The organism is Chromobacterium paludis, assembly GCF_008275125.1.
Classification (GTDB): Bacteria; Pseudomonadota; Gammaproteobacteria; order Burkholderiales; family Chromobacteriaceae; genus Chromobacterium; species Chromobacterium paludis.
In genome coordinates this window covers 379,400-400,663 of record NZ_CP043473.1, presented here as the reverse complement: position 1 = coordinate 400,663, position 21,264 = coordinate 379,400, and the positions used below count along the sequence as shown (strand labels likewise).

The 21,264-nt window shown below is 64.0% G+C and carries 21 protein-coding genes; 9 read left to right on the top strand and 12 right to left on the bottom strand.

Features of this window, described 5'->3' with window-relative positions:
- Position 1: 1 nt before the first annotated feature.
- Positions 2–874: an alpha/beta fold hydrolase gene (locus FYK34_RS01895; RefSeq protein WP_149294806.1), complete on the top strand. Its 873-nt coding sequence runs from the start codon at positions 2–4 to the stop codon at positions 872–874.
- 91 nt (positions 875–965) lie between these two features.
- Positions 966–1,820 carry an HDOD domain-containing protein gene (locus FYK34_RS01890; RefSeq protein WP_149294805.1) on the top strand — a complete coding sequence of 285 codons (855 nt, stop codon included), beginning with the start codon at positions 966–968 and terminating at the stop codon, positions 1,818–1,820.
- A 121-nt stretch (positions 1,821–1,941) separates the two neighbouring features.
- On the opposite strand, the gene FYK34_RS01885 is transcribed toward FYK34_RS01890, so the two are convergent.
- From FYK34_RS01885 to glyA, 7 genes are all read right to left on the bottom strand, one after another.
- Positions 1,942–3,429 carry a carboxypeptidase M32 gene (locus tag FYK34_RS01885; RefSeq protein ID WP_149294804.1) on the bottom strand — a complete coding sequence of 496 codons (1,488 nt, stop codon included), beginning with the start codon at positions 3,427–3,429 and terminating at the stop codon, positions 1,942–1,944.
- Between the two features lie 125 nt (positions 3,430–3,554).
- Complete coding sequence (locus tag FYK34_RS01880; RefSeq protein ID WP_149294803.1) at positions 3,555–4,217, bottom strand: hypothetical protein; 663 nt, start codon at positions 4,215–4,217, stop codon at positions 3,555–3,557.
- 241 nt (positions 4,218–4,458) lie between these two features.
- On the bottom strand, positions 4,459–5,568 hold the full coding sequence (gene ribD / locus FYK34_RS01875; protein WP_331252018.1) for a bifunctional diaminohydroxyphosphoribosylaminopyrimidine deaminase/5-amino-6-(5-phosphoribosylamino)uracil reductase RibD: 1,110 nt from the start codon (positions 5,566–5,568) through the stop codon (positions 4,459–4,461).
- Complete coding sequence (locus FYK34_RS01870) at positions 5,565–6,098, bottom strand: GNAT family N-acetyltransferase (protein WP_149294802.1); 534 nt, start codon at positions 6,096–6,098, stop codon at positions 5,565–5,567. Before FYK34_RS01870 ends, ribD begins: the two co-directional genes overlap by 4 nt.
- On the bottom strand, positions 6,095–6,643 hold the full coding sequence (locus tag FYK34_RS01865) for a GNAT family N-acetyltransferase (RefSeq protein WP_149294801.1): 549 nt from the start codon (positions 6,641–6,643) through the stop codon (positions 6,095–6,097). The genes FYK34_RS01870 and FYK34_RS01865 overlap by 4 nt, the downstream gene beginning before the upstream one ends.
- A 57-nt stretch (positions 6,644–6,700) precedes the next feature.
- Positions 6,701–7,159, bottom strand: a complete 459-nt coding sequence (nrdR, locus tag FYK34_RS01860) for a transcriptional regulator NrdR (RefSeq protein WP_149294800.1) — start codon at positions 7,157–7,159, stop codon at positions 6,701–6,703.
- A gap of 121 nt (positions 7,160–7,280) precedes the next feature.
- The gene (gene glyA, locus FYK34_RS01855; protein WP_149294799.1) at positions 7,281–8,528 is read right to left on the bottom strand and encodes a serine hydroxymethyltransferase; all 1,248 of its coding nucleotides are present in this window, start codon (positions 8,526–8,528) and stop codon (positions 7,281–7,283) included.
- Between the two features lie 70 nt (positions 8,529–8,598).
- Between glyA and FYK34_RS01850 the strand changes: the two genes are divergently transcribed.
- Together FYK34_RS01850 and FYK34_RS01845 are read left to right on the top strand one after the other, a co-directional pair.
- A complete protein-coding gene (locus tag FYK34_RS01850; protein ID WP_149294798.1) occupies positions 8,599–8,787 on the top strand; it encodes a hypothetical protein in 189 nt (62 codons plus the stop codon).
- Complete coding sequence (locus tag FYK34_RS01845) at positions 8,784–9,146, top strand: cyanovirin (RefSeq protein ID WP_149294797.1); 363 nt, start codon at positions 8,784–8,786, stop codon at positions 9,144–9,146. The genes FYK34_RS01850 and FYK34_RS01845 overlap by 4 nt, the downstream gene beginning before the upstream one ends.
- Positions 9,147–9,256: 110 nt before the next feature.
- Here the strand turns inward: FYK34_RS01845 and FYK34_RS01840 are convergent, their stop codons facing one another.
- On the bottom strand, positions 9,257–9,955 hold the full coding sequence (locus tag FYK34_RS01840; RefSeq protein WP_149294796.1) for a pirin family protein: 699 nt from the start codon (positions 9,953–9,955) through the stop codon (positions 9,257–9,259).
- A gap of 170 nt (positions 9,956–10,125) precedes the next feature.
- Between FYK34_RS01840 and FYK34_RS01835 the strand changes: the two genes are divergently transcribed.
- A complete protein-coding gene (locus FYK34_RS01835; RefSeq protein WP_149294795.1) occupies positions 10,126–11,046 on the top strand; it encodes a LysR family transcriptional regulator in 921 nt (306 codons plus the stop codon).
- Between the two features lie 50 nt (positions 11,047–11,096).
- On the opposite strand, the gene FYK34_RS01830 is transcribed toward FYK34_RS01835, so the two are convergent.
- Positions 11,097–12,176 carry a hypothetical protein gene (locus FYK34_RS01830; protein ID WP_149294794.1) on the bottom strand — a complete coding sequence of 360 codons (1,080 nt, stop codon included), beginning with the start codon at positions 12,174–12,176 and terminating at the stop codon, positions 11,097–11,099.
- Between the two features lie 1,160 nt (positions 12,177–13,336).
- On the opposite strand from FYK34_RS01830, the gene FYK34_RS01825 reads away from it, so the two are divergent.
- Both FYK34_RS01825 and FYK34_RS01820 read left to right on the top strand, forming a co-directional pair.
- Positions 13,337–13,705: a DMT family transporter gene (locus FYK34_RS01825; protein WP_149294793.1), complete on the top strand. Its 369-nt coding sequence runs from the start codon at positions 13,337–13,339 to the stop codon at positions 13,703–13,705.
- Positions 13,702–14,022, top strand: coding sequence for an SMR family transporter (locus tag FYK34_RS01820; protein WP_149294792.1), 321 nt, complete (start codon positions 13,702–13,704; stop codon positions 14,020–14,022). The genes FYK34_RS01825 and FYK34_RS01820 overlap by 4 nt, the downstream gene beginning before the upstream one ends.
- Before the next feature lie 146 nt (positions 14,023–14,168).
- On the opposite strand, the gene ilvD is transcribed toward FYK34_RS01820, so the two are convergent.
- The gene (gene ilvD / locus FYK34_RS01815) at positions 14,169–16,025 is read right to left on the bottom strand and encodes a dihydroxy-acid dehydratase (RefSeq protein ID WP_149294791.1); all 1,857 of its coding nucleotides are present in this window, start codon (positions 16,023–16,025) and stop codon (positions 14,169–14,171) included.
- A 196-nt stretch (positions 16,026–16,221) separates the two neighbouring features.
- On the opposite strand from ilvD, the gene lgt reads away from it, so the two are divergent.
- Positions 16,222–17,073 carry a prolipoprotein diacylglyceryl transferase gene (gene lgt / locus FYK34_RS01810; RefSeq protein WP_149294790.1) on the top strand — a complete coding sequence of 284 codons (852 nt, stop codon included), beginning with the start codon at positions 16,222–16,224 and terminating at the stop codon, positions 17,071–17,073.
- A 59-nt stretch (positions 17,074–17,132) separates the two neighbouring features.
- On the opposite strand, the gene FYK34_RS01805 is transcribed toward lgt, so the two are convergent.
- Positions 17,133–17,861 (bottom strand): hypothetical protein, encoded by a 729-nt coding sequence (locus FYK34_RS01805; protein ID WP_149294789.1) that lies wholly within the window; start codon positions 17,859–17,861, stop codon positions 17,133–17,135.
- Between the two features lie 157 nt (positions 17,862–18,018).
- Between FYK34_RS01805 and chrA the strand changes: the two genes are divergently transcribed.
- A complete protein-coding gene (gene chrA / locus FYK34_RS01800) occupies positions 18,019–19,212 on the top strand; it encodes a chromate efflux transporter (RefSeq protein ID WP_149294788.1) in 1,194 nt (397 codons plus the stop codon).
- 49 nt (positions 19,213–19,261) lie between these two features.
- Here the strand turns inward: chrA and FYK34_RS01795 are convergent, their stop codons facing one another.
- Entirely contained in the window at positions 19,262–21,118 is a 1,857-nt protein-coding gene (locus tag FYK34_RS01795) for a S9 family peptidase (protein ID WP_149299696.1), read from the bottom strand.
- Positions 21,119–21,264 lie beyond the last annotated feature (146 nt).

Here is a 21,264-nt window from a genome sequence, read left to right as displayed (position 1 = left end):
CATGCCACCGCGTCTCCCACATCGCAGCGACTTCCGCACCGTCAACCGGCGCAGACTCCATTTACGCCACTGGGGAAGCGAAGGCGCCCCCCTGTTAGTGCTGCTTCACGGCTGGATGGATAGTTCGGCCACCTTTCAATTCATGGTAGAAGCCCTGGCCCAAGAATGGCATGTCGTTGCACCCGACTGGCGCGGCTTTGGCGACAGCCAGTGGAATGAGGGCAGCTATTACTTCCCCGACTACCTCGCCGATCTGGACGACTTGCTGACGCAGCTGTCGCCGGCGCAGCCCGTGCGGCTGCTTGGCCACAGCATGGGGGCGATGATCGCCGGCATTTACGCCGGCGTGCGGCCCGAACGGATTGCCCGGCTGGCGCTGGTGGAGGGATTTGGCTTGAACGCCACGCGCCCGGCCGAGGCGCCGGGACGATATGGCCGCTGGTTGCGCGAGAGCCGCGCCGAGATGGCATTCGAACCCATGCCCAGCCTGGACCAGGTAGCGGACAAGCTCCGCGCACGCAATCCCCTGCTGAGCGAGGAACGCGCGCGATGGCTGGCGCTAGCGCTGACCCGCCCCACGGAACAGGGGCTGGTTTACCGGGCGGATCCGCGCCACAAAATGGTGAATCCAGTGTTGTACCGGCTGGAAGAAGCCATGGCCTGCTGGCAGCGCATCCGCTCGCCGGTATTGTGGGTCATCGGCGAGCATCCCTTCGACCATCCGGCCGTGAGCGGCGTGATGGCCTCGCTGGATGAGCGCCGCGCCTGCTTTGCGCAATTGAGCGAGGTTCACATCGCAGGCGCCGGCCACATGATTCAATGGGAAAAACCGGAGGCCCTGGCCCTGGCGTTGGAAGAATTCATGTTGAAATAAGATTTTTATCAATGAGTTGGCTTCCTTCCCGCCGGGGAGGCGAGCGGCTGCTACACTGCGACAATACCGTTCAACTTCCGACCAAGCGACCATGGCAACCGAACTGAACGACGCGCAGCGCCAGCAGTTGCTGCAAAACCTGGTGATCCCGCCCCGACCGGAAATTCTCGATCGCCTGCAGGCCTTGCGCCAAGACAGCGCGTCCCCGCTGCAAGAGCTCAGCGAGCTGATCTCCAGCGACCCGGCGCTCAGCATCGCCATGCTCAAGGCCGCCAATTCGCCAGTATTGGGCCAGGGCCGCAAAATCCAATCCATCGGCCAGGCCGTCAATCTGCTTGGCGTGATCAATGTGATCAATCTGGCCAGCGGCCTGGTGCTGCGCAGCAGGCTGACGCAGGAAACGCCTCCGGTGCTGGAAGTGTTCTGGGACAAGGCGATGCAGCTGACCACGGTTTCCGGCCTGCTCAGCGAGCGGCTGGCCCAGGTGCCGGACCAGTGCCAGAGCTTCGCGCTGTTCCACGCCTGCGGCATCGCCATTCTGTTGATGCGCCAGCCCGGCTACGCCCGCACCTTGCAGCTGATGGAACTGGCCGACGACGATCGCATCTTGAAGGTGCAGCAGCAGCTGCATGGCACCGACCATGCGGTAGTGGGCTATCTGGTAGCCAAGGTGTGGAATATGCCGGAGAACTTCGCGCGCGCCGTTCTGCTGCAATACGACCCGCAAGCGCTCGCCACCGGACCGGATGCGCTGCTGGACCACGATGCCAGGATGATGGTGGCGGTGACGCGCGCCGCGCAACATGCCTGGCGCACCTCGCTGCCGGGCGACGAGGATCCCGGCTGGCCGCTGCGCCGTTCCGCGGTGCTTGCTTACCTGGGCCTGGATCAGGTGGAGTTTGAAGACTGGTGCGACCATCTGCACCAGCAGATGGCCGGCGCATGACCGGCCATCCACGCTTGGCTTCGCGTCGCCAAGCCAAGCTTGTGAGAGAACCCGCCCCTGGCGCGCCGACGCCAACGGCCAAGGAGACGCACAGCAGGATCCGGGCTGGGCTTCGCGGGTCTTAGCCCAGGTAGCGCGCCTCCAAGTGAGCGCGATAATGCGCCGGATTCAGCGCTTCGCCAGTGGCGCGGCGCACCAGTTCGTCCGTGCTCCACTGGCTGCCCTGGGTCCAGATATTGGCGCTCAGCCAATCGAACACCGGCGACAGGTCGCCCGCCGCGATGCGCTCGTCCAATCCCGGCTCTTGCTGGCGCAGCACCGCGAAATACTGCGCCGCGTACATCGCGCCCAAGGTGTAGCTGGGGAAATAGCCGAAGGTATCCGTCCAGTGAATATCCTGCAGGCAGCCGTCGCGGTAGTTGCCGCGGGTATCCATGCCCAGATAGGCCATCATCTTCTCATCCCACAGCGCCGGCACGTCCTCCGCCTCGATCTCGCCATTGATCAGCGCGCGCTCGATCTCGAAGCGCAGGATCACGTGGGCCGGGTAGCATAATTCGTCCGCATCGACGCGGATATAGCCCGGCTGGACCCGGGTATACAGTCGCGCCAGATTGTCGGCGGCAAAGGCAGGCTGATCGCCGAAGCGGCGGCGAATCAGCGGCGCGATCAGCTGCAGGAAGCCGCGGCTGCGGCCCAGCTGCATCTCGAACGACAGGCTCTGGCTTTCATGGATGCCCATGGAGCGCGCGCGGCCCATCGGCTGCTCCAGCCAGGCGGGCGGCAGCCCCTGTTCATAGCGCGCATGGCCGGTCTCGTGGATGATGCCCATCAGGCTTTGCACAAAATCGTCTTCGCGATAGCGGGTGGTGATGCGGACATCCTCCGGCACGCCGCCGCAGAATGGGTGATTGCTGACGTCCAGCCGGCCGGCGTCGAAATCGAAGCCCAACAGCCCCATCACTTCCAGTCCCAGATCGCGCTGCTTCTCCACCGGGAACGGACCCTCCGGCTGGATCACCATTTCGCCGGCCTGCTTGGCGCGCACTTGTGCGATCAGGCCGGGCAGCCAGGACTTGACGTCATCGAAGATGCGCGCGATGTCGGCGCTTTGCATGCCGGGCTCGTACTTGTCCAGCAGCGCGTCGTAGCGGCTGACGCCGTTCGCCTCCGCCAGCAGCTTGGCTTCCTCGCGCGCCAGCCGCAGCACTTCGCGGAAATTGGGCAAGAAGCCCTGCCAATCATTGTTCTTGCGTTGGTCGCGCCAGGCATGCTCGCAACGCGCGGCGGCCAGGGCCTTGGCCTCCACCAGCTCCGCCGGCAGCAGATTGGCCTGCGCCCATTCGCGGCGCATCTCGCGCAGGTTGGCGCGTTCCTGCTCGCTCAGCGCTTCCTGCTCTGCCGCTTGCAGCTGCGCTTTCAACTCCGGCGCGGTGATCAGCTGGTGCATCAACACTTGCAGCTCGGCCTGGGCCGCGGCGCGGGCCTCATTGCCCTTGGGCGGCATCATCGCCGCCTGGTCCCAGCTGGCAATGGCGCCAAGATGGCCAAAGCGATGCAGGCGTTGAAAGGTTTGGCTCAGGCTCTGATAGGCCTTTTGATTAGACATGGCGCTCTCCCTTGTAGCATGGCGTTCACGGCATGCTCACATGCCATTAGCTGATGGTCAAGCGCGCCGCATCTCCCTGGATCGCAAAGTAAAATCAAGCAGAAGATACAAAACCATCAAGCCAATCATGAGTTTTGATCATTCTGTAGTTTGGCCGGTGCCACCCGCTTGTGCGCAAAGGGAAAGGACTGCCAGTAGGGATAGTATTCACGCACCAGCAGGCGCAGGGCATCCCCTTCTTCCGGCGTCGCCAGGTGCAGCAACAGGGCGTCTACGGCCATGCGGTAGCTATTGGCGTCACAGGGATGCGGGTCCAGCAAGAACAAAAGGACTTGCAGCAGGCGCCGGCGGCGGTCTATCTCCTCCTCGGCCATGCCGTCCTCAAACAGCTTGCCCAGGTAAAGGTCGAGCGAAGGCGGGAAATGGTTGAAATCCATGCGCCGCATCAGCTGCTGCAAGGCATCCAGCGAGCCCAGCAGGGGCATGGCAAGGTTGCGGATGGTGAAGCTGGCACCGGCGGTGATCTCCATCACCTTCTTCATGTCATCCAGCCAAAAATAAAAGAACTCGCGCGCGCAGGTCACGGCCAGCAGCTTTTCCTCGACTGGGCATGCCGCCACGAAGGCATCCACGCCGGCATGGTAGCTGTCGACGTCGCGGCGCCGGCCCGCCAGGCTGTCCAGCAGCCGCTGCAACAGCTGGCGTCTGGCCGAGACCACCTCCGGCGCGGCGCCCAGCTTTTCGATCAAATGCAGATAGGCCGTCAATGCCTCCGTCAACGCCGCCACTTTGTCTCCTCATTGCCTTGCGCCTCACCTACAGCATATAACGCGGCGCGCGCCGATATGATGACCATGACCCCTAGGGGCGGTTGACGTTTGGCGAGCGGATCGCGCTTGAGCTATGCCGCCCCCGCAGGATCGGGCGCGTTTCGCGCCGACTCATCGGGGTCCCGCGCGGGCAGAGCATGCAAGGCGGCACGCCGCGATTCGCCCGAGCGCGCCACCGCGCGGCAAGCCTTAACCGCCCCTATGCCGCAGGCTGCGGACGCAGACTCAGCCGCAGATCCGCCCCCACCTTGCGCGCGTCGGCGATGTCCAGCCTGATCTTGTCCGTCAGACTTTCCAGCGCAGGCCAGGCGAACAGTCCGCGCGCCGCATCGCCGGCCAGCGACGGCGCCAAGTACAGCACGATCTCGTCCACCAGCCCGGCACGCAGCAGGGCGCCGTTCAGTCCGGCGCCCGCCTCTATCATCAATTCATTGACGCCGCGGCCCGCCAGCTGCGTCAACAAGTCCGCCAGGTCCGCCTTGCCGTCTCGACGCCCAACCACCAGCGCCTCCACTCCGCGCGCGCGGAACGGTTCCAGCCGCGCCTCGTCCGCCACGCAAGTGGCCAATAAAGCGCGCCCGCCCTGATAAACGCGGCTGGCCGGATCGGCGCGCAGATCGCCGTCCAGCACCACGCGCCAGGGTTGCACCGCCACGGGGAAGTCGCGCACCGTCAGCTGCGGATCATCGGCCAGCACCGTGCCGCTGCCGGTGAGGATGGCGCAATGCGCGGCGCGCAGCCGCTGCACGTCCAGCCGCGCCTGCGGCCCGGTGATCCACTTGCTCACGCCGTTGAGCAGCGCGGTCTTGCCGTCCAGCGTGGCGGCGGCCTTCAGCGTCACCCAGGGCCGGCCGCGCTCCACGCGCGACAGGAAGCCGCGATGCACGCGGCGAGCCTCCGCCTCCATCAAGCCGGCGGTTGCGTCTATGCCCGCCGCCCGCAGCATGGCGATGCCGCGCCCGGCCACCTCATGATAAGGGTCGACCATGGCCGCCGCCACGCGGCTTATGCCTTCCTTGATCAAACGCTCGGCGCAGGGGGGCGTGCGGCCGTGATGGCTGCACGGTTCCAGGGTGACATAGGCGGTGGCGCCGCGCGGACTGTCGCCGCGCGCCAGGCAGTCCTTGATCGCCTGGATTTCCGCGTGATCGGAGCCGACGGCCAGGGTCGCGCCCTCGCCTATGACCGCGCCGTCGCGCACCAACACGCAGCCCACGCCGGGATTGGGCGCGGCGCGCCGCGTCGCCCCCTCGGCCAGGCGCAGCGCGCGCTGCATGAACACATAGTCGTCGGCGCTGTATTCCATCATTCCCGCTTTTTCCATTCCTCGGCCAACAGGCCGTAACAACGCATATTCCAGAAGCGCCCGTTCAGCCACTGCGCGTCGCGCAGCTCGCCCTCCAGCCGAAAGCCCAGGCTTTCCGCCACCTTGCAGCTGCGGATGTTTTCCGGCGCGCAGCCCAGCTCCACCCTATGCAAGCCCATTTCGTGGAAGGCGTGCTCCAGCAATTGCTCCATCGCCCGCCGCATCACCCCGCGCCCGACGTGATGGTCAGCCAGCCAATAGCCGACGCGAGCGGAGCGATGCGCCTGGCTGACGCCATGCAGCGAGCAGCTGCCGGCGATTTCGCCATCGACAAGAATCAGCCTATGCGCGCAGCGGCCTTCTTCGTTCCCCTGGGCCTGCAGCCGCAGAAAAGCCTCGGTATCAGCCGCCGATTGCGGCTTGACGATGCCGGCCATCCATTGCGCCAAGGTGGCGCGATAGCGGTCGATCAGAGCGTAGACCGCCGCGGCGTCGCGCTCCGGCACGGCCGGACGAATGCTCACCTCGCTCATCGCCGCGCCCTCCACTCCCGCGCCAGCATGCTGTACTGGCAAGCATCGTGATAGTCGCCATGCAGACGGAGCCCGTCGCGCCGCACGCCTTCGAGGGCAAAGCCCAAGCGCTCCGCCACCGCGCGGCTGCGCGCATTGTCCATGCCCGCCAGAATGACCAGGCGGTTCAATCCCAGCTCGCCAAAGCCAAGGTCCAGCATCCGCGCCACCGCGCCGCTCATCGCGCCGCGGCCGACGAAACGGTCCGCCAGCCAATAGCCCAGCAGGCCTGAATCATTCAGCGCGCTGATGCCGTGGATGTCTATGCAGCCGGCCAGTTCGCCGTCCAGCTCGATCAGCCGGCAAGCGCAGCCGCCGCCGTTGCGCGCGCCTTCGGCGACGCCGGCCAGGAATTGCCGGCTGTCTTCCACGGTTTGCGTGGCGTCCACCCAGGGCAGCCAGGCGCGCAGGCTGGCGCGGCTTTCGTCAATCAAGGCAAACAGCCGCTCGGCGTGGATGACATCGGGCGGCAGCAGGGCAATAGCTTCGAGAGTGGCGGCAGTCATGGCTCAATCCAAAATGACAAATAGATTAAACATATGTATCAACCACCGCCAAGACTGTCAATGCGATGACTTCTGGATTTCCTCGATCGCATCGGTAAATTCGGAAATATCCTGAAAACTGCGGTAAACCGAGGCAAAACGGACATAGGCCACCTTGTCCAGCCGCGCCAGTTCATTCATCACCATCTCGCCTATCTGGCGGCTGCTCACCTCGCGCTCGCCCAGCTGCAGCAGCTTGTGGCAGATGCGGTCTATCGCCTCGTCCACCAGGGTGGTGGACACCGGCCGCTTGTGCAGCGCCCGCAGAAAACTGGTGCGCACTTTCTCGATGTCGAACTCGGAGCGATGTCCGGCCGCCTTCACCACCTGCGGCATGCGCACGTCGGCGGTTTCAAAGGTCGTGAAACGCTTGTCGCAGGCCGGGCAGCGCCGCCGCCGGCGGATGCTGCTGCCGTCCTCGCTGACGCGGGAGTCGATCACCTGAGTGTCCGGGTTGCCGCAGAACGCGCATTTCATGACAAAAATCCTGAGAGTTGCAATAAGCGAATGTTATCAGCAAAGGCCAGCCAATACATCGAAGCCATGAAAAAAGCCGCCCGTCAAGGGGCGGCTTGCTTGCAACCGAATAGCGCGGCGCTTACTTGGCGTACACCGGGAAACGGTGGCACAGCGCGGTGGCCTTCTCGGCAACGCGGGCGATCAACGCGTCGTCGTTCGGGTTGTCCAGCACGTCGGCGACCAGATTCGCCACTTCGATGGCCTCGGCTTCCTTGAAGCCGCGGGTGGTGATGGCCGGGGAGCCGATGCGGATGCCGGAGGTGACGAACGGGGTTTCCGGATCGTTCGGGATGGCGTTCTTGTTGACCGTGATGTGGGCGCGGCCCAGCAGCGAGTCGGCTTGCTTGCCGGTCAGGCCCTTGGCGCGCAGGTCGACCAGGAACACGTGGCTCTCGGTGCGGCCGGACACGATGCGCAGGCCGCGCTCGGCCAGGGTCTTGGCCATGATGGCGGCGTTCTTGATCACTTGTTCCTGATACGCCTTGAATTCCGGCTGCAGCGCTTCCTTGAAGGCGACGGCCTTGGCGGCGATCACATGCTCCAGCGGGCCGCCTTGCAGCGTCGGGAACACATTGCTGTTGATGCTCTTCTCGAACTCCGCGCGGGCCAGGATGATGCCGCCGCGCGGGCCGCGCAGGGTCTTGTGGGTGGTGGAGGTCACGAAGTCGGCGTGCGGCACCGGGTTCGGGTACAGGCCCGCGGCCACCAGGCCGGCGTAGTGAGCCATGTCCACCATGAAGTAAGCGCCTACTTTCTTGGCGATCTGACCCATGCGCTCGAAGTCGAAGCGCAAGGCGTAGGCGGATGCGCCGCCGATGATCAGCTTGGGCTTGGTTTCCATCGCCACGCGCTCCATGTCGTCGTAGTCGATTTCTTCCTTGTCGTTCAGGCCGTAGGCGACGATGTTGAACATCTTGCCGGACAGGTTGGCCGGGGAGCCGTGGGTCAGGTGGCCGCCGTGGCCCAGATTCATGCCCATCACCGTGTCGCCCGGCTTCAGGATGGAGAAGTACACCGCCTGATTGGCCTGGGAGCCGGAGTGCGGCTGGACGTTGGCGTATTCCGCGCCGAACAGCTGCTTGACGCGGTCGATGGCCAATTGCTCAACGACGTCCACATGCTCACAACCGCCGTAGAAGCGCTTGCCCGGGTAACCTTCGGCGTACTTGTTGGTCAGCTGGGAGCCTTGGGCTTCCATGACGGCCGGGCTGGTGTAGTTTTCCGAGGCGATCAGCTCGATGTGATCTTCCTGGCGTTGGCATTCCGCGGCAATGGCGGCGGCGAGTTCGGGGTCGAATTTGGCGATCGTCTGGTCAGCAGCGAACATCTTTGACTCATCCATCAAAGGGTTAACGATGGGGCCATTCTACACGAAATGGACTGGATGAAATCTTGACGTGGAATTGTCTTTGCAAGCGCTTGCTCTCGATCAAGCACAAGCAGGCAAGGCAGGCAACCCGCCTTTGGATCAGAGCAATAAAAAACCAATCAACTACATTCAAGTGGCACCCGATACTGGAAAAACAACCACGCCGGGCAGCATCTTGTTAAACAGTCAAAGTCCGCTCATTTTGGAGGGTTTATGAACAACCGCTTTGTGCCGCAAGGCAGCTATCTGCTGACCGCTAACAGCGTTTCCGTCCACTTGTATTGCGAGTCGCAAAAACGCAATGGCCAATGGATCCCGGCCGGCTTCGACCTGACTCAACTGAACGGCGGCCTGGTCAACCTGGACGGCTCGCTGCATGTCGAAGTGGATGCCGAACCGCAAAAGGGCTATATCCCGAACGGCTCTTACGCGCAAACCAGCCGCAACATCAAGGTGATCCTGAGCGCCCAATGCCGCAAGATGGATGGCAGCTGGCAATGGTCCACGCTGGACATCACCGGCTACCAGCAAGTGCCGGGAGAAATCGTGAACGATAACGGGGTGCTGACCCTGTAAGCTCCGGCTCGGCAGGCATCCGCCAGGCCGCAGGGCAATGCCCTGCGGCCTTTTCGCCATCTGGCGCCATGTCCGCCATCTGGACCTGAAGCCCCGCGCAGCCTCCCGCCTTACTCTCGTGTATCGACCAGAACCAGCTCCGCATCCTCGCTGGCCGATACATGAATCACATCTTCTCCCGCGATGGCCGCGCCGTCGCCGGCCTGCAGCGCGATGCCGTTCACCTGCGCCGCGCCGCTGGACAACACCAGGTAGCCGCGCCGCCCCTCGCCGAAGCGATAGTCCGCGCGCTCGCCCGCCCGCAGCGTGGCGCCCAGCACGCGGGCATCGGCGCGGATGGGCAAGGCATCTTCGTCGCCCATGCCGCTGGCCAGCGCGACGAAAGCGCCGGAGCGATCCGCCTTGGGAAACGGCTTGTTGCCCCAGGACGGCTCGCCGCCGTGGCGGTCCGGATAGATCCAGATCTGGAAGATGCGGGTCGTCACCGGCTCCAGGTTGTATTCGGAATGGACGATGCCGCTGCCGGCGCTCATCACCTGCACATCGCCGGCCTCGGTGCGGCCGCGGTTGCCCAGGCTGTCGGCGTGGCTGATCGCGCCTTCGCGGACATAGGTGATGATTTCCATATCGGCGTGAGGATGCGGATCGAAACCGGTGCCGGCGGCGATGGCGTCGTCGTTCCACACCCGCAGCCGCCCCCAGCGCATACGCTCGGCGTCGCGGTAATCGGCGAAGGAAAAATGGTGCTTGGCATCCAGCCAGCCATGCTGGGCGGCGCCCAGGCTGGCGTAGGGACGGCGTTCGATCATGGCGTTCTCCTTCTGCTCTTGAGTGGTATACCGCCACTATAAACGTCGCCACAGATGATGTTAATGGAATGAATTGAATAGCATGATTTCCATTTTCAACATAATCTCGCCGCAGCGAAGCTGGCGAACTGATAGGATGGGCAGAATAGACCCCATTCGACGGAGCCCGCATGAAACGACTGCCCGATCTGGAAGCCTGGGCCATTTTCGCCAAGGTGGCCGAATGCGGCGCCTTCGCCCGCGCCGCCGACGAGCTGGGCCTATCCCAGGCCACGGTGTCCAAGGCGGTATCGCGCCTGGAAGACAGGATGAAGACCGTGCTGCTGCACCGCACCTCGCGCCGGCTGTCGCTGACCGAGGCCGGCGACGCGGCGCTGGAGCGCGCCGCGCGCATCCTGGCGGAAGGCGAGGCGGTGGAGGCGGACATCGCCGAGCAGTCCGGGGCCTTGCGCGGCAGGGTGCGCATGGCGGCTCCCATGTCCTTCGGCCTGTCCCACCTGGCGCCGCTGCTGCCGGATTTCATGGCGCGTCACCCCGAGGTGGAACTGGACCTGCACTTCGGCGACGAGCAAGTGGACCTGGTGGCGGACAGGATGGATCTGGCGCTGCGCATCGCCTCCCCGGCCGACTCCAGCCTGCTGGCGCGCCGTCTGTGCGCGGTGCGCATCCTGCTGGTGGGCGCGCCCTCCTATTTCGCCCGCTACGGCAAGCCTGCCCATCCGGCGGAACTCGGCGATCACCGCGCCTTGCAATACAGCCATTCGCAAGGCGGCCGCTTCTGGCGCTTTCGCCACCCAGTCGAAGGCGAGTTCTCGCTGGAAATGAACGCGCCGCTGCGCGTCAACAACGCCGACGCGCTGGTCCCGGCCTTGCGCGCGGGACTGGGGCTGGCTCTGCAGCCGGAATTCCTGGCTTGGCAGGACTTGCAAGACGGCCTGCTGGAAACGGCGATGCCGGAATGGCAGGTCGATCCCATCGCCCTCTATATCCTGACGCCGCCGGGCCGCGGCCGGCCGGCGCGGGTGCAAGCCTTGATCGACGACTTGGCGCAACGCCTGGCCGGCTCGCCATGGGCCCGCGCGACAGGCTGAAACGACAAGCCCCGCGCTAGGCGGGGCGGCAAACCAGGCGGGGCGGAAACTTACAGATCGTCGGCGGTGAAGAACAGCGGAATGCCGTCGCGGCTTTCCGGCTGCAGTTCAGACAGGATATGCACCTCGCGCACGCGGCACTCCGCCATCAGTTCGCGGAAGTTTTCTTCTATCAGCTTGACGTTGTCGAGCGAAGCCAGCGGCCAGACAAAACCTTCCCAGTTGCGCTCGTCGCCGTGGGCGGACAGGGTGAAATGCAGCTCGCCGTTGTCGTGGGCGGACAGAATGGCCACCGGCTCCTTGTCCAGCTCGCGCAGGCGGCGGATCTGGCTGCTGGCGAACACCTGCAGCGCCACTTCGAAGCGCGCGTAGTTGCCGGCCACCAGCGCCTGCATCGCCGGCAGCGGCGGACGCGCGATGGGGAATAGCGTCACGCCGTCGGTCTTCAATTGCTCTCCCAGAAACTTCATCAGCGGCATGCCCCAGGCGCCGACCGAACCGCCCAGTTTGACCGGGCAGGCTTCGCTTTCGCGCTGAATCGCCACGCCTATCAGATAGCGCAGGAACACGCCCTCTTCCTTCACCGTGATCGGCGCCGCTTCGCTCGGCAAGCCTTCGCGGGCGGCTTCGCCCTGGCGGGACAGCTTATATAAGGTCAAGGCGTCCAGGCCGACCAGGCTGTCGGGATGCAGCAAGACGCCGCTCAAGGCGACATCGCCTCCTTCGGCGAACACGCCATGGCGACGCAGCAAATCATTCAAGCCGGCAACATCTTCGACGCCGCCGGGAAGCTGGGCTTGCTCGCGGCTGCCCGCCACCAAGACCAGCGGCAGGGCGAACACCAGCGCGCGCGCGCCGCCCGTTTCTTCCACCGTTTGGCGCAAAGCGTCCCACACAACCTGGTAGCACGCCTGCGTCGGCACCATGGCCAGCGCCACCGAGATGGACAAAACCTCGCCGCGCTGCAGCATCTCATCCATCGCCCCCACCAGCGCCTGCCGCCACATTTCGCGGTCTTCGGCGTTCGGCGCGTCCAACACGGACTGGGCATGGTGAATCAAACGGTTGGTCAAGGAAACCTGAGGGTGATATTGACGCGGATCGGGAAGAAGAGAGTGGACGGCGTCCATGGGCTGACATCCTGCTGCATGCGAAAAAAACGTATTGTGGCACAGCCGCCACGCACGCGCTCGCCCCGACGCACTTTATGCCAAAAAGCTAAACCCTGATTCCAAAAGGCTGCGTAAACGGCGACGTACTGAAGCGCGACAAAAAGTTATATTTCTCGACATTTTCGAAAACGCACATATTGACACTCGGTAGCGCAATCCGGATAATCCGTTCTCGTTGAGATGCAGCAATTGCTTCTTGATAGTTTCTCCTCTATTTCTCCTTTGTAGACTTGGCGCGGGCCGTAAGGCACCGCGCATTTTTTTTGCCCATCCGCTACTGCCTCATCAAAATAATCATTAAAAAACATTGAAATACAGGCGTCGCCGTCACAATCCGCGCGCCAAAGCCACTTCGCCGCACGCTTGGCGGCTGGCATGATCATGCGGCGCCACGGCGGGGAAAAATCCGGCAGCGCAATGCAATTATCATTTCAAGAAAAAAAGCAAATTCCAAATGGATTTAACAGATATTTCGCTTTCGAAATAAAACGAAACAATGAGCGAGGAAATTGTTCGGTTGCGAGAGAACTGAACACAAGAGGAGGCCCGACATGGGCGCGGAGAAACCTAGCATGGAGAGCCGGGCGCGCCGATTGTCCTACAGGGATGGCGCCATCCTACCACCTTTGCCTTCCCAAATTATGACAATTATCAAGACCTAACAATATAATTGCATAACCACCGCCGGCCGATGACCCAAGCCTCATCGGCATCGTCGATCAAGCCTTCATCATACCCATAACACCACGCTGTCTCAGCGCTTACCGCTCCGTTCTCCGGCCTCGCCTACGGCCGGCCGCGCTCAGCATAGCCATTGGCCCCGACGGCCATGGCAAGTCGACCCCATACCAAGCCGTCCATCTGCCGCATGCCGCGGCGGCGGAGCGGCCTTCCGCCGCGCTCGCCGCTTGAGAACCTTCGCGTTCGCGCTGGATGGCGGAGAAAGCGCCTTGCAGGCGCCAGAATAACCGCCACGTCGCCTAGCGGCGCAAACGCCATCGATTGAATCCGAAATTCGCCCAAATCAGGCGATATGCAAAAGGACTAACCATCTCAAGATGGAACTCCGTCTACATGCTCCGGGTCCCATTCCTGTCTCGTTTATTTTATTTAACACTATGCATAAAAAAATATTCACTCCCTTGTGCGCCGCCTGGCTGATCCTGCTGGCGGCCATTGCATGCGAAATTGCCGGCACGCTGCTCATGGCGTCGGCTGCCCGCGAAGACAGCTATCTGGCCTATGTCGGCATGGCCGGCGCGCTGGCCTTGTCCTACTTCCTGCTGTCTCGATCCTTGCGCGCCATCTCGGTCGGCGTGGCCTATGCGGTATGGGAAGGCCTGGGCCTGATGGGACTGACCATGGCCAGCGTCTGGTTGTTTGGCGAAAGGCTGGTGCCGCAAGAACTGCTTGGCCTGGCGCTGGCCTTGATCGGGCTGGCCTGCGTCACCTTGGGCGAGCAGCACGAAGGGGAGGCCGCGGCATGAAATTGATGTATCTGGGCTTGGTCGCCGCCTCCGCGCTGATTGATGTCTGCGCCAATATGATGCTGGAAAAATCCGACGGCTTCCGCCGCAAATTGTGGGGCGCCGGCGCCATTCTGCTGTTGTGGCTGGCGTTTGCGATTTTGGGCCAGGCCGTGAAAGGCATAGATCTGGCGATTGCCTACGCGCTGTGGGGCTCTATCGGCATTCTGGGCACCGCGATAGGCGGACGCGTGTTGTACCAGCAAAAACTGAAGCCCATAGGCTGGGCCGGCATTGGCATCGTCGCTGCCGCGGTGGTGACTTTGACCACCGTCTGAATCAGCCCGGCCCGAAAATTCCACCGCGTCTGCCGCGGCGAAATTCTCAGGCCCGCCTGAAACAAAATGGGGAGGCGCATGGCCTCCCCTTTTCCATCCCATCATGCATGGCGCGCCGCCGCTGCGGGTCGGCGCGCCCCACGGTTTTATTGGCGCTCCACCTGCGACACGTCGCGTACCGCGCCGGTGTCGGCGCTGGTGGTCATCGCCGCATAGGCGCGCAGGGCCGGGCTGACCACGCGTACGCGGCCGACCGGCTTCCAGGCGTCGCGGCCTTTCGCCTCCATCGCCGCGCGGCGGCGGGCCAGCTCCTCGTCGGACACCGCCAGATGGATGCGGCGGTTGGGGATGTCGATCTCCACCGTGTCGCCCTCTACCGCCAAACCTATCGCGCCGCCCTCGGCCGCTTCCGGCGACGCGTGGCCGATGGACAGGCCGGAGGTGCCGCCGGAAAAGCGGCCATCGGTCAGCAAGGCGCAGGCCTTGCCCAAGCCCTTGGACTTCAGATAGGACGTCGGGTACAGCATCTCCTGCATGCCCGGGCCGCCCTTGGGGCCTTCGTAGCGGATGATGACGATGTCGCCGGCGACGATCTGGTCGGCCAGGATGCTCTCCACCGCCGCGTCCTGGCTTTCGAAGATGCGGGCGCGGCCGGTGAATTTGAGGATGGACTCGTCGACGCCGGCGGTCTTCACGATGCAGCCGCGCTCGGCGATATTGCCGTACAGCACCGCGAGGCCGCCGTCCTGCGAGTAGGCATGGGCCTTATCGCGGATGCAGCCATCGGCGCGGTCGTCGTCCAGCGTCGGATAGCGCATGCTCTGGCTGAAGGCGATGGTGGTGGCCACGCCGCCCGGCGCCGCGCGGTACAGGCGATGCGGCTCGCTGCCTTCGCCGTGGCGCATCACGTCCCACTGCTCCAGCGCCGAACCCAGCGTCGGGCTATGCACGGTGGCCACGTCGCGGTGGATCAGGCCGGCGCGGTCCAGCTCGGCCAGGATGCCGATCACGCCGCCGGCGCGGTGCACGTCTTCCATATGGTATTTCTGCGTCGCCGGCGCCACCTTGGACAGACACGGCACGCCGCGGCTGATGCGGTCGATGTCGGCCATCTTGAAGTCCACCCCGGCCTCGCTGGCGGCGGCCAAGAGGTGCAGCACGGTATTGGTGGAGCCGCCCATGGCCACGTCCAGGCTCATCGCGTTCTCGAAAGCCTGTTTGGTGGCGATGCCGCGCGGCAGGATGGAGAAGTCCTCGCCCTCGTAATGGCGCTTGGCCAGTTCCACGATCAGGCGGCCGGCCTTGAGGAACAATTCTTTCCGGTCCGCGTGGGTGGCCACCAGGCTGCCGTTGCCGGGCAAGCTGAGACCCAGCGCCTCGGTCAGGCAATTCATCGAGTTGGCCGTGAACATGCCGGAGCAGGAGCCGCAGGTGGGACAGGCGGAACGCTCGACGCGGTCGACGTCGGCGTCGGACACCGCGCTGTTGGCGGCTTCCACCATGGCGTCCACCAGGTCCAGCTTGCGCACCTCGTTGCCCCACTGCACCTTGCCGGCCTCCATCGGCCCGCCGGAGACGAACACCACCGGGATGTTGAGCCGCATCGCCGCCATCAGCATGCCCGGGGTGATCTTGTCGCAGTTGGAGATGCACACCAGCGCGTCGGCGCAGTGGGCGTTGACCATGTATTCCACGCTGTCGGCGATCAGGTCGCGGCTGGGCAGGCTGTACAACATGCCGCCGTGGCCCATGGCGATGCCGTCGTCGATGGCGATGGTGTTGAATTCCTTGGCCACGCCGCCGGCTTTTTCGATCTCCCTCGCCACCAGCTGGCCCATGTTCTGCAGGTGCACGTGGCCGGGCACGAACTGGGTGAAGGAATTGGCGATGGCGATGATGGGCTTGCCGAAGTCGGCGTCGGTCATCCCGGTGGCGCGCCACAGCGCGCGGGCACCCGCCATATTGCGGCCGGCGGTAGAGGTGCGGGAGCGGTATTGAGGCATGGAGCTTCCTTTATCTGTTCAAAACCGGTCGTCATTCCGTCACGTCAGCAGGGTAAGCTGGCGGCGATTGGCCCGCGGGTGCCGGGTGGGCCAAGCAAAATGCCGCAACGCCGCGGGTGAGCGGCGCGACGGCGGGGAACGCTTTCCGTATAATCTCGTCAACATTTCTTTTACCGCAAACGCACATCACTGACAAATGCTGATTCATCCACAGTTCGATCCGGTGGCCATCCACCTGGGCCCGGTCGCCGTGCACTGGTACGGCCTGATGTACCTGCTGGGCTTCGCCCTGTTTCTGACCCTGGGCAAATACCGCCTGAACAAAGGCGACAACGTGCTCACCGTGCCGCAGCTGGACGACATGCTGATGTATGGCGCGGTCGGCGTGGTGGTGGGCGGCCGCCTGGGCGAGGTGCTGTTTTACGAGCCCGGCTTCTATTTCAGCCATCCGCTGGAAATCTTCATGGTGTGGAAGGGCGGCATGTCCTTCCACGGCGGCTTCCTCGGCGTGCTGATCGCGGTGGCGCTGTACGGCCGCAAGATCGGCCGCGGCTTCTGGCAGCTGACCGACTTCATCGCGCCGCTGGTGCCGCTGGGCCTGGCCGCCGGGCGCATCGGCAACTTCATCAACGGCGAGCTGTGGGGACGCGTGGCCAGCCCCAGCCTGCCCTGGGCCATGCTGTTCCCGCAGGCGCGGATGCAGGACATCGCCGAGGCGCAGCAATCGTCGGACCTGATGAACATGCTGATGCAGTACGGCGGCCTGCTGCGCCACCCCTCGCAGCTGTATGAGTTCATGCTGGAAGGCATCGCCCTGTTCAGCGTGCTGTGGCTTTACAGCGCCAAGAAACGCGCCACTGGCCAGGTATCGGCCCTGTTCCTGATCGGCTACGGCGTCGCGCGCTTCGTCAGCGAATACTTCCGCAACCCGGACGCCGGCATCTTCGGCAAGTCCGACGTGATCAGCATGGGCCAATGGCTGAGCCTGCCCATGATCATCATCGGCCTGGCGCTGTTTGTCTTCTTCGGCAAGCGCAAGCGCGCCTGATGCCATGACTCGTTAAGCAAAAGCCGGGATGCGTTCCCGGCTTTTTTTGCGCCCCGTCCTCAGTCAGCCGCGTAGCGGAAGCGCAGCAGGGTGTCGTCTGGCCAGGATGCGTCGGCCAAGGGCGCGATATAGCCAAAGCCGCCATTCTCGATCTGATCCAGCGACGCCTGGCGATTGCCTGCCTGCAGCTGTATCGACTCGATCTTGCGCTCGGATGGAAACACCAGGGCAAAGGAAGCCACCGTGCACATATTGCCGATCACGCTCATGGAGGCGCGCGCTGCCCAAGACAATTTCGGCTTGAGCATGGGCCAATACACGCGGCACGTCAGACGCAAATCGCCCAGCCTTTGCGTATCGGCGGCCAGCCCCGGCGTGCGCACCAGCGGTCGCCAGTAGTAACTGCCCTGCTTCTGATTGCCGCGCACCACCGCATCCTCGTCCTGCGCCAGCTCGTCTAGGCGTGGCAGCGTCACGCGGCCTTCGCGCGAAACCGGCACGGTCTCCACTTTCGTGTTGCCGACTATCTTCAACAGCAGGTTCTCAGCCAAGGCATGGCCCTGGCTGGGGCGCAGTTGAAATTCCAGCTTGGTCTGCGGCGCCAGCGCATGGTACTGGTCAAACGCATCCATCCAGCTCAGCGCCTCGCGATAGGGCAGCGATTCCGGTTGACGTATGCCTATCGTTTCGCTGGCCGGCAAGCTCTCCGCCACTGCCGCGCTGGCGGATTGCGCTTGCGCCCAGGCGTTCCCACTGATCAGGCTTATCGCCAGCAATAATGTGCGCACGGCCACTCCAAAAATGACAAAAGAATATCATAGCGCAAAATAGACCTCTGAATGCCCGGTTCCAGATCCAGCCGGTGACGCCCGCCGCAAGCGCAGCGCTTCAGGCCGGCGGCATTTTCGGCTAAGGTGGAACGCGTCTACCCACCGCCTTTCTGCCATGACCCCAAACCCTGCCGCCGATGAGCGCGGTTTCTGGCGCATTTTGCTGATTTTCCTGAAACTGGGATTCAGTTCGTTTGGCGGCCCGGTCGCCCACTTGGGCTATTTCCGCGCAGAATTCGTGGCGCGCCGCCGCTGGCTGGCGGAGCGCGACTACGCCGACTTGGTGGCGCTGTGCCAATTTCTGCCCGGACCTGCCAGCAGCCAAGTGGGCATGGCGCTGGGCATGACGCGCGGGGGCCTTCCCGGCGCGCTGGCCGCCTGGCTGGGCTTCACGCTGCCGTCGGCGCTGCTGATGCTGCTGCTGGCGCGGGGCCTGTCCCATCACGGCCAGGCCATTCCGTCCGGCATCCTGCACGGATTGAAGTTGGCCGCGGTGGCCGTGGTGGCGCAAGCGGTATGGAGCATGGCGCGCCAGCTATGCCCGGATAGGCCGCGGCTGACGCTGATGGGCATAAGCTGCTGCCTGGCCTTGTTGATGCCTGCGCCGTGGCTGCCGCTGGCCGTCATCGCGCTGGCAGGCGCGGCCAGCCGCCTGTGGCTGTCTCCGCCTGCGCAGGGCGCGCCTATGTTAGATGACGCTTCGGCTCCCAGCCGCCGCCGCGGCGCGCTGTGGCTGGCGTTGTTCGTCGCCCTGCTCGCCGGCCTGCCGCTGCTGGCCGCGGCCTGCCCTGGCTACCGGCTGGCGCTGTTCGACGCCTTCTACCGCAGCGGCGCGCTGGTGTTCGGCGGCGGCCATGTGGTGCTGCCGCTGCTGGAAAACGCGTCCGTCGCCAGCGGCTGGGTGCCCAGGGATGCCTTCCTGGCCGGCTATGGCGCGGCGCAGGCGCTGCCCGGCCCGCTGTTCGCCTTCGCCGCCTTTCTGGGCGCGGCCGGCGACGGCAGCTGGCAAAGCGGCGCGCTGGCGCTGGCGGCCATCTTCCTGCCCGGTTTTCTGCTCTTGGCCGGCGCCCTGCCGTTCTGGCACCGGCTGCGCGCCGCGCCGTCCGCGCAATCGGCCCTGGCCGGGGTCAACGCCGCGGTGGTCGGTCTGCTGCTGGCCGCGCTCTACCAGCCGGTTTGGACCAGCGCGGTGCGCGCGCCGGCCGACTTCGCCGCCGCGCTGCTGGCCCTGCTGGCGCTAAGCGCCTGGAAGCTGCCGCCCTGGCTGGTGGTGGGCCTGTGCGCGGCGGCGGGGTGGCTGGCGCGGTAAACGAAAAAGCCCGCCGAAAGGCGGGCTGCGGTCAGCTTGAAGCGCCGGCTCAGTCCAAGTGCTTCTTGAAGAACTGCTCCATGGCGCCATACGCCGCCATACGGTTTTCCTCGTTGTGGAAGCCGTGGCCCTCGTTGTCCTTGACGATGTATTCCACGTCCACGCCGCGCTTCTTCAAGCCATCCACGATCTGATTGGACTCGTTGATGTTGACGCGCGGATCCTTGGCGCCTTGCAGCACCAAGAGCGGCGTCTGGATGCGATCCACGTGCAGCGCCGGCGAACGCGCCTCCATCATTTCCTTATCCTTCACCGGATCGCCCACCATCTGGTAAGTCATGTCCAGATAGGGCTTCCAGTACGGTGGGATGGTCTTCATGAAGGTAAACAGGTTGGACACGCCCACGTAGTCCACGGCGCAGCGGTACAGCTCCGGCGTCTTGGTGATGCCGGACAGCGTGGCGTAGCCGCCATAGCTGCCGCCGTAGATGCATACCTTTTTAGGATCGGCCACGCCTTGCTTGACCAGCCAGTCCACGCCGTCGGTCACGTCGTCCTGCATCTTGCCGCCCCACTCCTTGAACGAAGCCTCCCAGAACTGGCGGCCGTAGCCGGTGGAGCCGCGGAAGTTCATCTGCAACACCGCCCAGCCGCGGCTGGCGAAGAACTGCGCCTCCGGGTTGAAGCCCCAGCTGTCGCGCGCCCATGGCCCGCCATGCGGATTGACAATCACCGGCAGGTTCTTGGCGTCCTCCTTGCCCTTGGGCAGGGTCAGATAACCGTGGATGGTCAGGCCGTCGCGGCTCTGATACTGGATGGGTTTAATCGACGCCATCTGGTCTTCATGCAGCCAAGGTGTGATGGAAGCCAGCAGCGTCAGCTTGTCTTTCTTCGCGTCATACAGATAGCGCTTGCCCTGGGTCTTGTCGTTCCAGGCTGCGACGACGAAGCGGTCTTCATTGCGGTCGCCGGACTGGATCTCCACCAAGTCGCCCGGGAAGTGCGCCTGCAGCTTGGCGTACAACTCGCGCGAGGCCGGATCGAAGCATTCGCGGCCCAGTTTGTCGGTTTCGAAGCTGGCGCAGGTGATGGTCTTGCGCTTGCGCGAATAGCCCAGCTCGCTGACATCCACATCGCTGCGGGCGTAGATTTCCTTGACCTCTTTATTGGCCTTGGGGTCGTACTCGACGATGGCGCTCTTGTCGCGGCCCAGATTGCTGGCGGCGTAGAAGCGCTGGTTGTCCGGGGTGAACAGCAGCGGTGAGAAATTGTCGCGGAAATCGGTGCTCAGCAGCTTGCGGAAGGGCTGGCCCGGCTGGTCGCGGTAGAGCACGGTGTTGTTGACGCCGTCGGTCTCGATGGCGATGCGGATATTGCCCTTGTGGTCGGTGCCCCAACTGGTCACCTTGCCCGGATTTTCCGCTTCCAGCGTCAGCTTGCCGGTTTTCAGATCCACGCGGTAGACGTCGAAAATTTCCCGATTGCGCTTGTTCAGGCTGACCAGCAACTGATTGTCCTGGCCCTCCAGGCCATCCACGATCTCCGCCCGCACGCCGGGAAACGGCGTCAGGTCGCGCGTCTTGCCCGTTTTCAGGTCCACGCTGAACAAATGGAAATTCTCGTCGCCGCCGCTGTCCTTGACGTAGACCAGCTGATTGTTGCCCTTCCAGAAATAGCCGGCCAGATCGCGGTCCTTGACCGCGGTGACGCGCTTATCCGGCTGACCCGGGCGGCGCACCACGATATTGCGGCGCGATTCCCATGGCGACAGAAAAGCCACGCTCTTGCCGTCCGGCGACACGGTGAAATTGCTCTGCTCGGGGTTGCGGAAGAAATCCTTCAGCGGAATGTCCGCCGCCATGGCGGAGCCGGACAGCAAAGTCGCTGCCAGCAGGGTGAGGGTCATTTTCAAGGCGGTTTCTCTCATATCAGGAACAGGAACCCTTGCGGCCTCCTTGGCCTGAGGTTCCGGCGCAGACATTCCGCGCGTCACCAAATGTTAATGCCTTGCCCCGACTTACGGCAATATGCATTTGTAATTTATTAACATTG

What these genes read in the sequence shown, in the direction of transcription:
- FYK34_RS01895 (WP_149294806.1), top strand. Translation starts at nt 2, where the DNA reads ATGCCACCGCGTCTCCCACATCGCAGCGACTTCCGCACCGTCAACCGG.
- FYK34_RS01890 (WP_149294805.1), top strand. Translation starts at nt 966, where the DNA reads ATGGCAACCGAACTGAACGACGCGCAGCGCCAGCAGTTGCTGCAAAAC.
- FYK34_RS01885 (WP_149294804.1), bottom strand. Translation starts at nt 3,429, where the DNA reads ATGTCTAATCAAAAGGCCTATCAGAGCCTGAGCCAAACCTTTCAACGC.
- ribD (WP_331252018.1), bottom strand. Translation starts at nt 5,568, where the DNA reads ATGATGGAATACAGCGCCGACGACTATGTGTTCATGCAGCGCGCGCTG.
- FYK34_RS01870 (WP_149294802.1), bottom strand. Translation starts at nt 6,098, where the DNA reads ATGAGCGAGGTGAGCATTCGTCCGGCCGTGCCGGAGCGCGACGCCGCG.
- FYK34_RS01865 (WP_149294801.1), bottom strand. Translation starts at nt 6,643, where the DNA reads ATGACTGCCGCCACTCTCGAAGCTATTGCCCTGCTGCCGCCCGATGTC.
- nrdR (WP_149294800.1), bottom strand. Translation starts at nt 7,159, where the DNA reads ATGAAATGCGCGTTCTGCGGCAACCCGGACACTCAGGTGATCGACTCC.
- glyA (WP_149294799.1), bottom strand. Translation starts at nt 8,528, where the DNA reads ATGTTCGCTGCTGACCAGACGATCGCCAAATTCGACCCCGAACTCGCC.
- FYK34_RS01845 (WP_149294797.1), top strand. Translation starts at nt 8,784, where the DNA reads ATGAACAACCGCTTTGTGCCGCAAGGCAGCTATCTGCTGACCGCTAAC.
- FYK34_RS01840 (WP_149294796.1), bottom strand. Translation starts at nt 9,955, where the DNA reads ATGATCGAACGCCGTCCCTACGCCAGCCTGGGCGCCGCCCAGCATGGC.
- FYK34_RS01835 (WP_149294795.1), top strand. Translation starts at nt 10,126, where the DNA reads ATGAAACGACTGCCCGATCTGGAAGCCTGGGCCATTTTCGCCAAGGTG.
- FYK34_RS01830 (WP_149294794.1), bottom strand. Translation starts at nt 12,176, where the DNA reads ATGGACGCCGTCCACTCTCTTCTTCCCGATCCGCGTCAATATCACCCT.
- FYK34_RS01825 (WP_149294793.1), top strand. Translation starts at nt 13,337, where the DNA reads ATGCATAAAAAAATATTCACTCCCTTGTGCGCCGCCTGGCTGATCCTG.
- FYK34_RS01820 (WP_149294792.1), top strand. Translation starts at nt 13,702, where the DNA reads ATGAAATTGATGTATCTGGGCTTGGTCGCCGCCTCCGCGCTGATTGAT.
- ilvD (WP_149294791.1), bottom strand. Translation starts at nt 16,025, where the DNA reads ATGCCTCAATACCGCTCCCGCACCTCTACCGCCGGCCGCAATATGGCG.
- lgt (WP_149294790.1), top strand. Translation starts at nt 16,222, where the DNA reads ATGCTGATTCATCCACAGTTCGATCCGGTGGCCATCCACCTGGGCCCG.
- chrA (WP_149294788.1), top strand. Translation starts at nt 18,019, where the DNA reads ATGACCCCAAACCCTGCCGCCGATGAGCGCGGTTTCTGGCGCATTTTG.
- FYK34_RS01795 (WP_149299696.1), bottom strand. Translation starts at nt 21,118, where the DNA reads ATGACCCTCACCCTGCTGGCAGCGACTTTGCTGTCCGGCTCCGCCATG.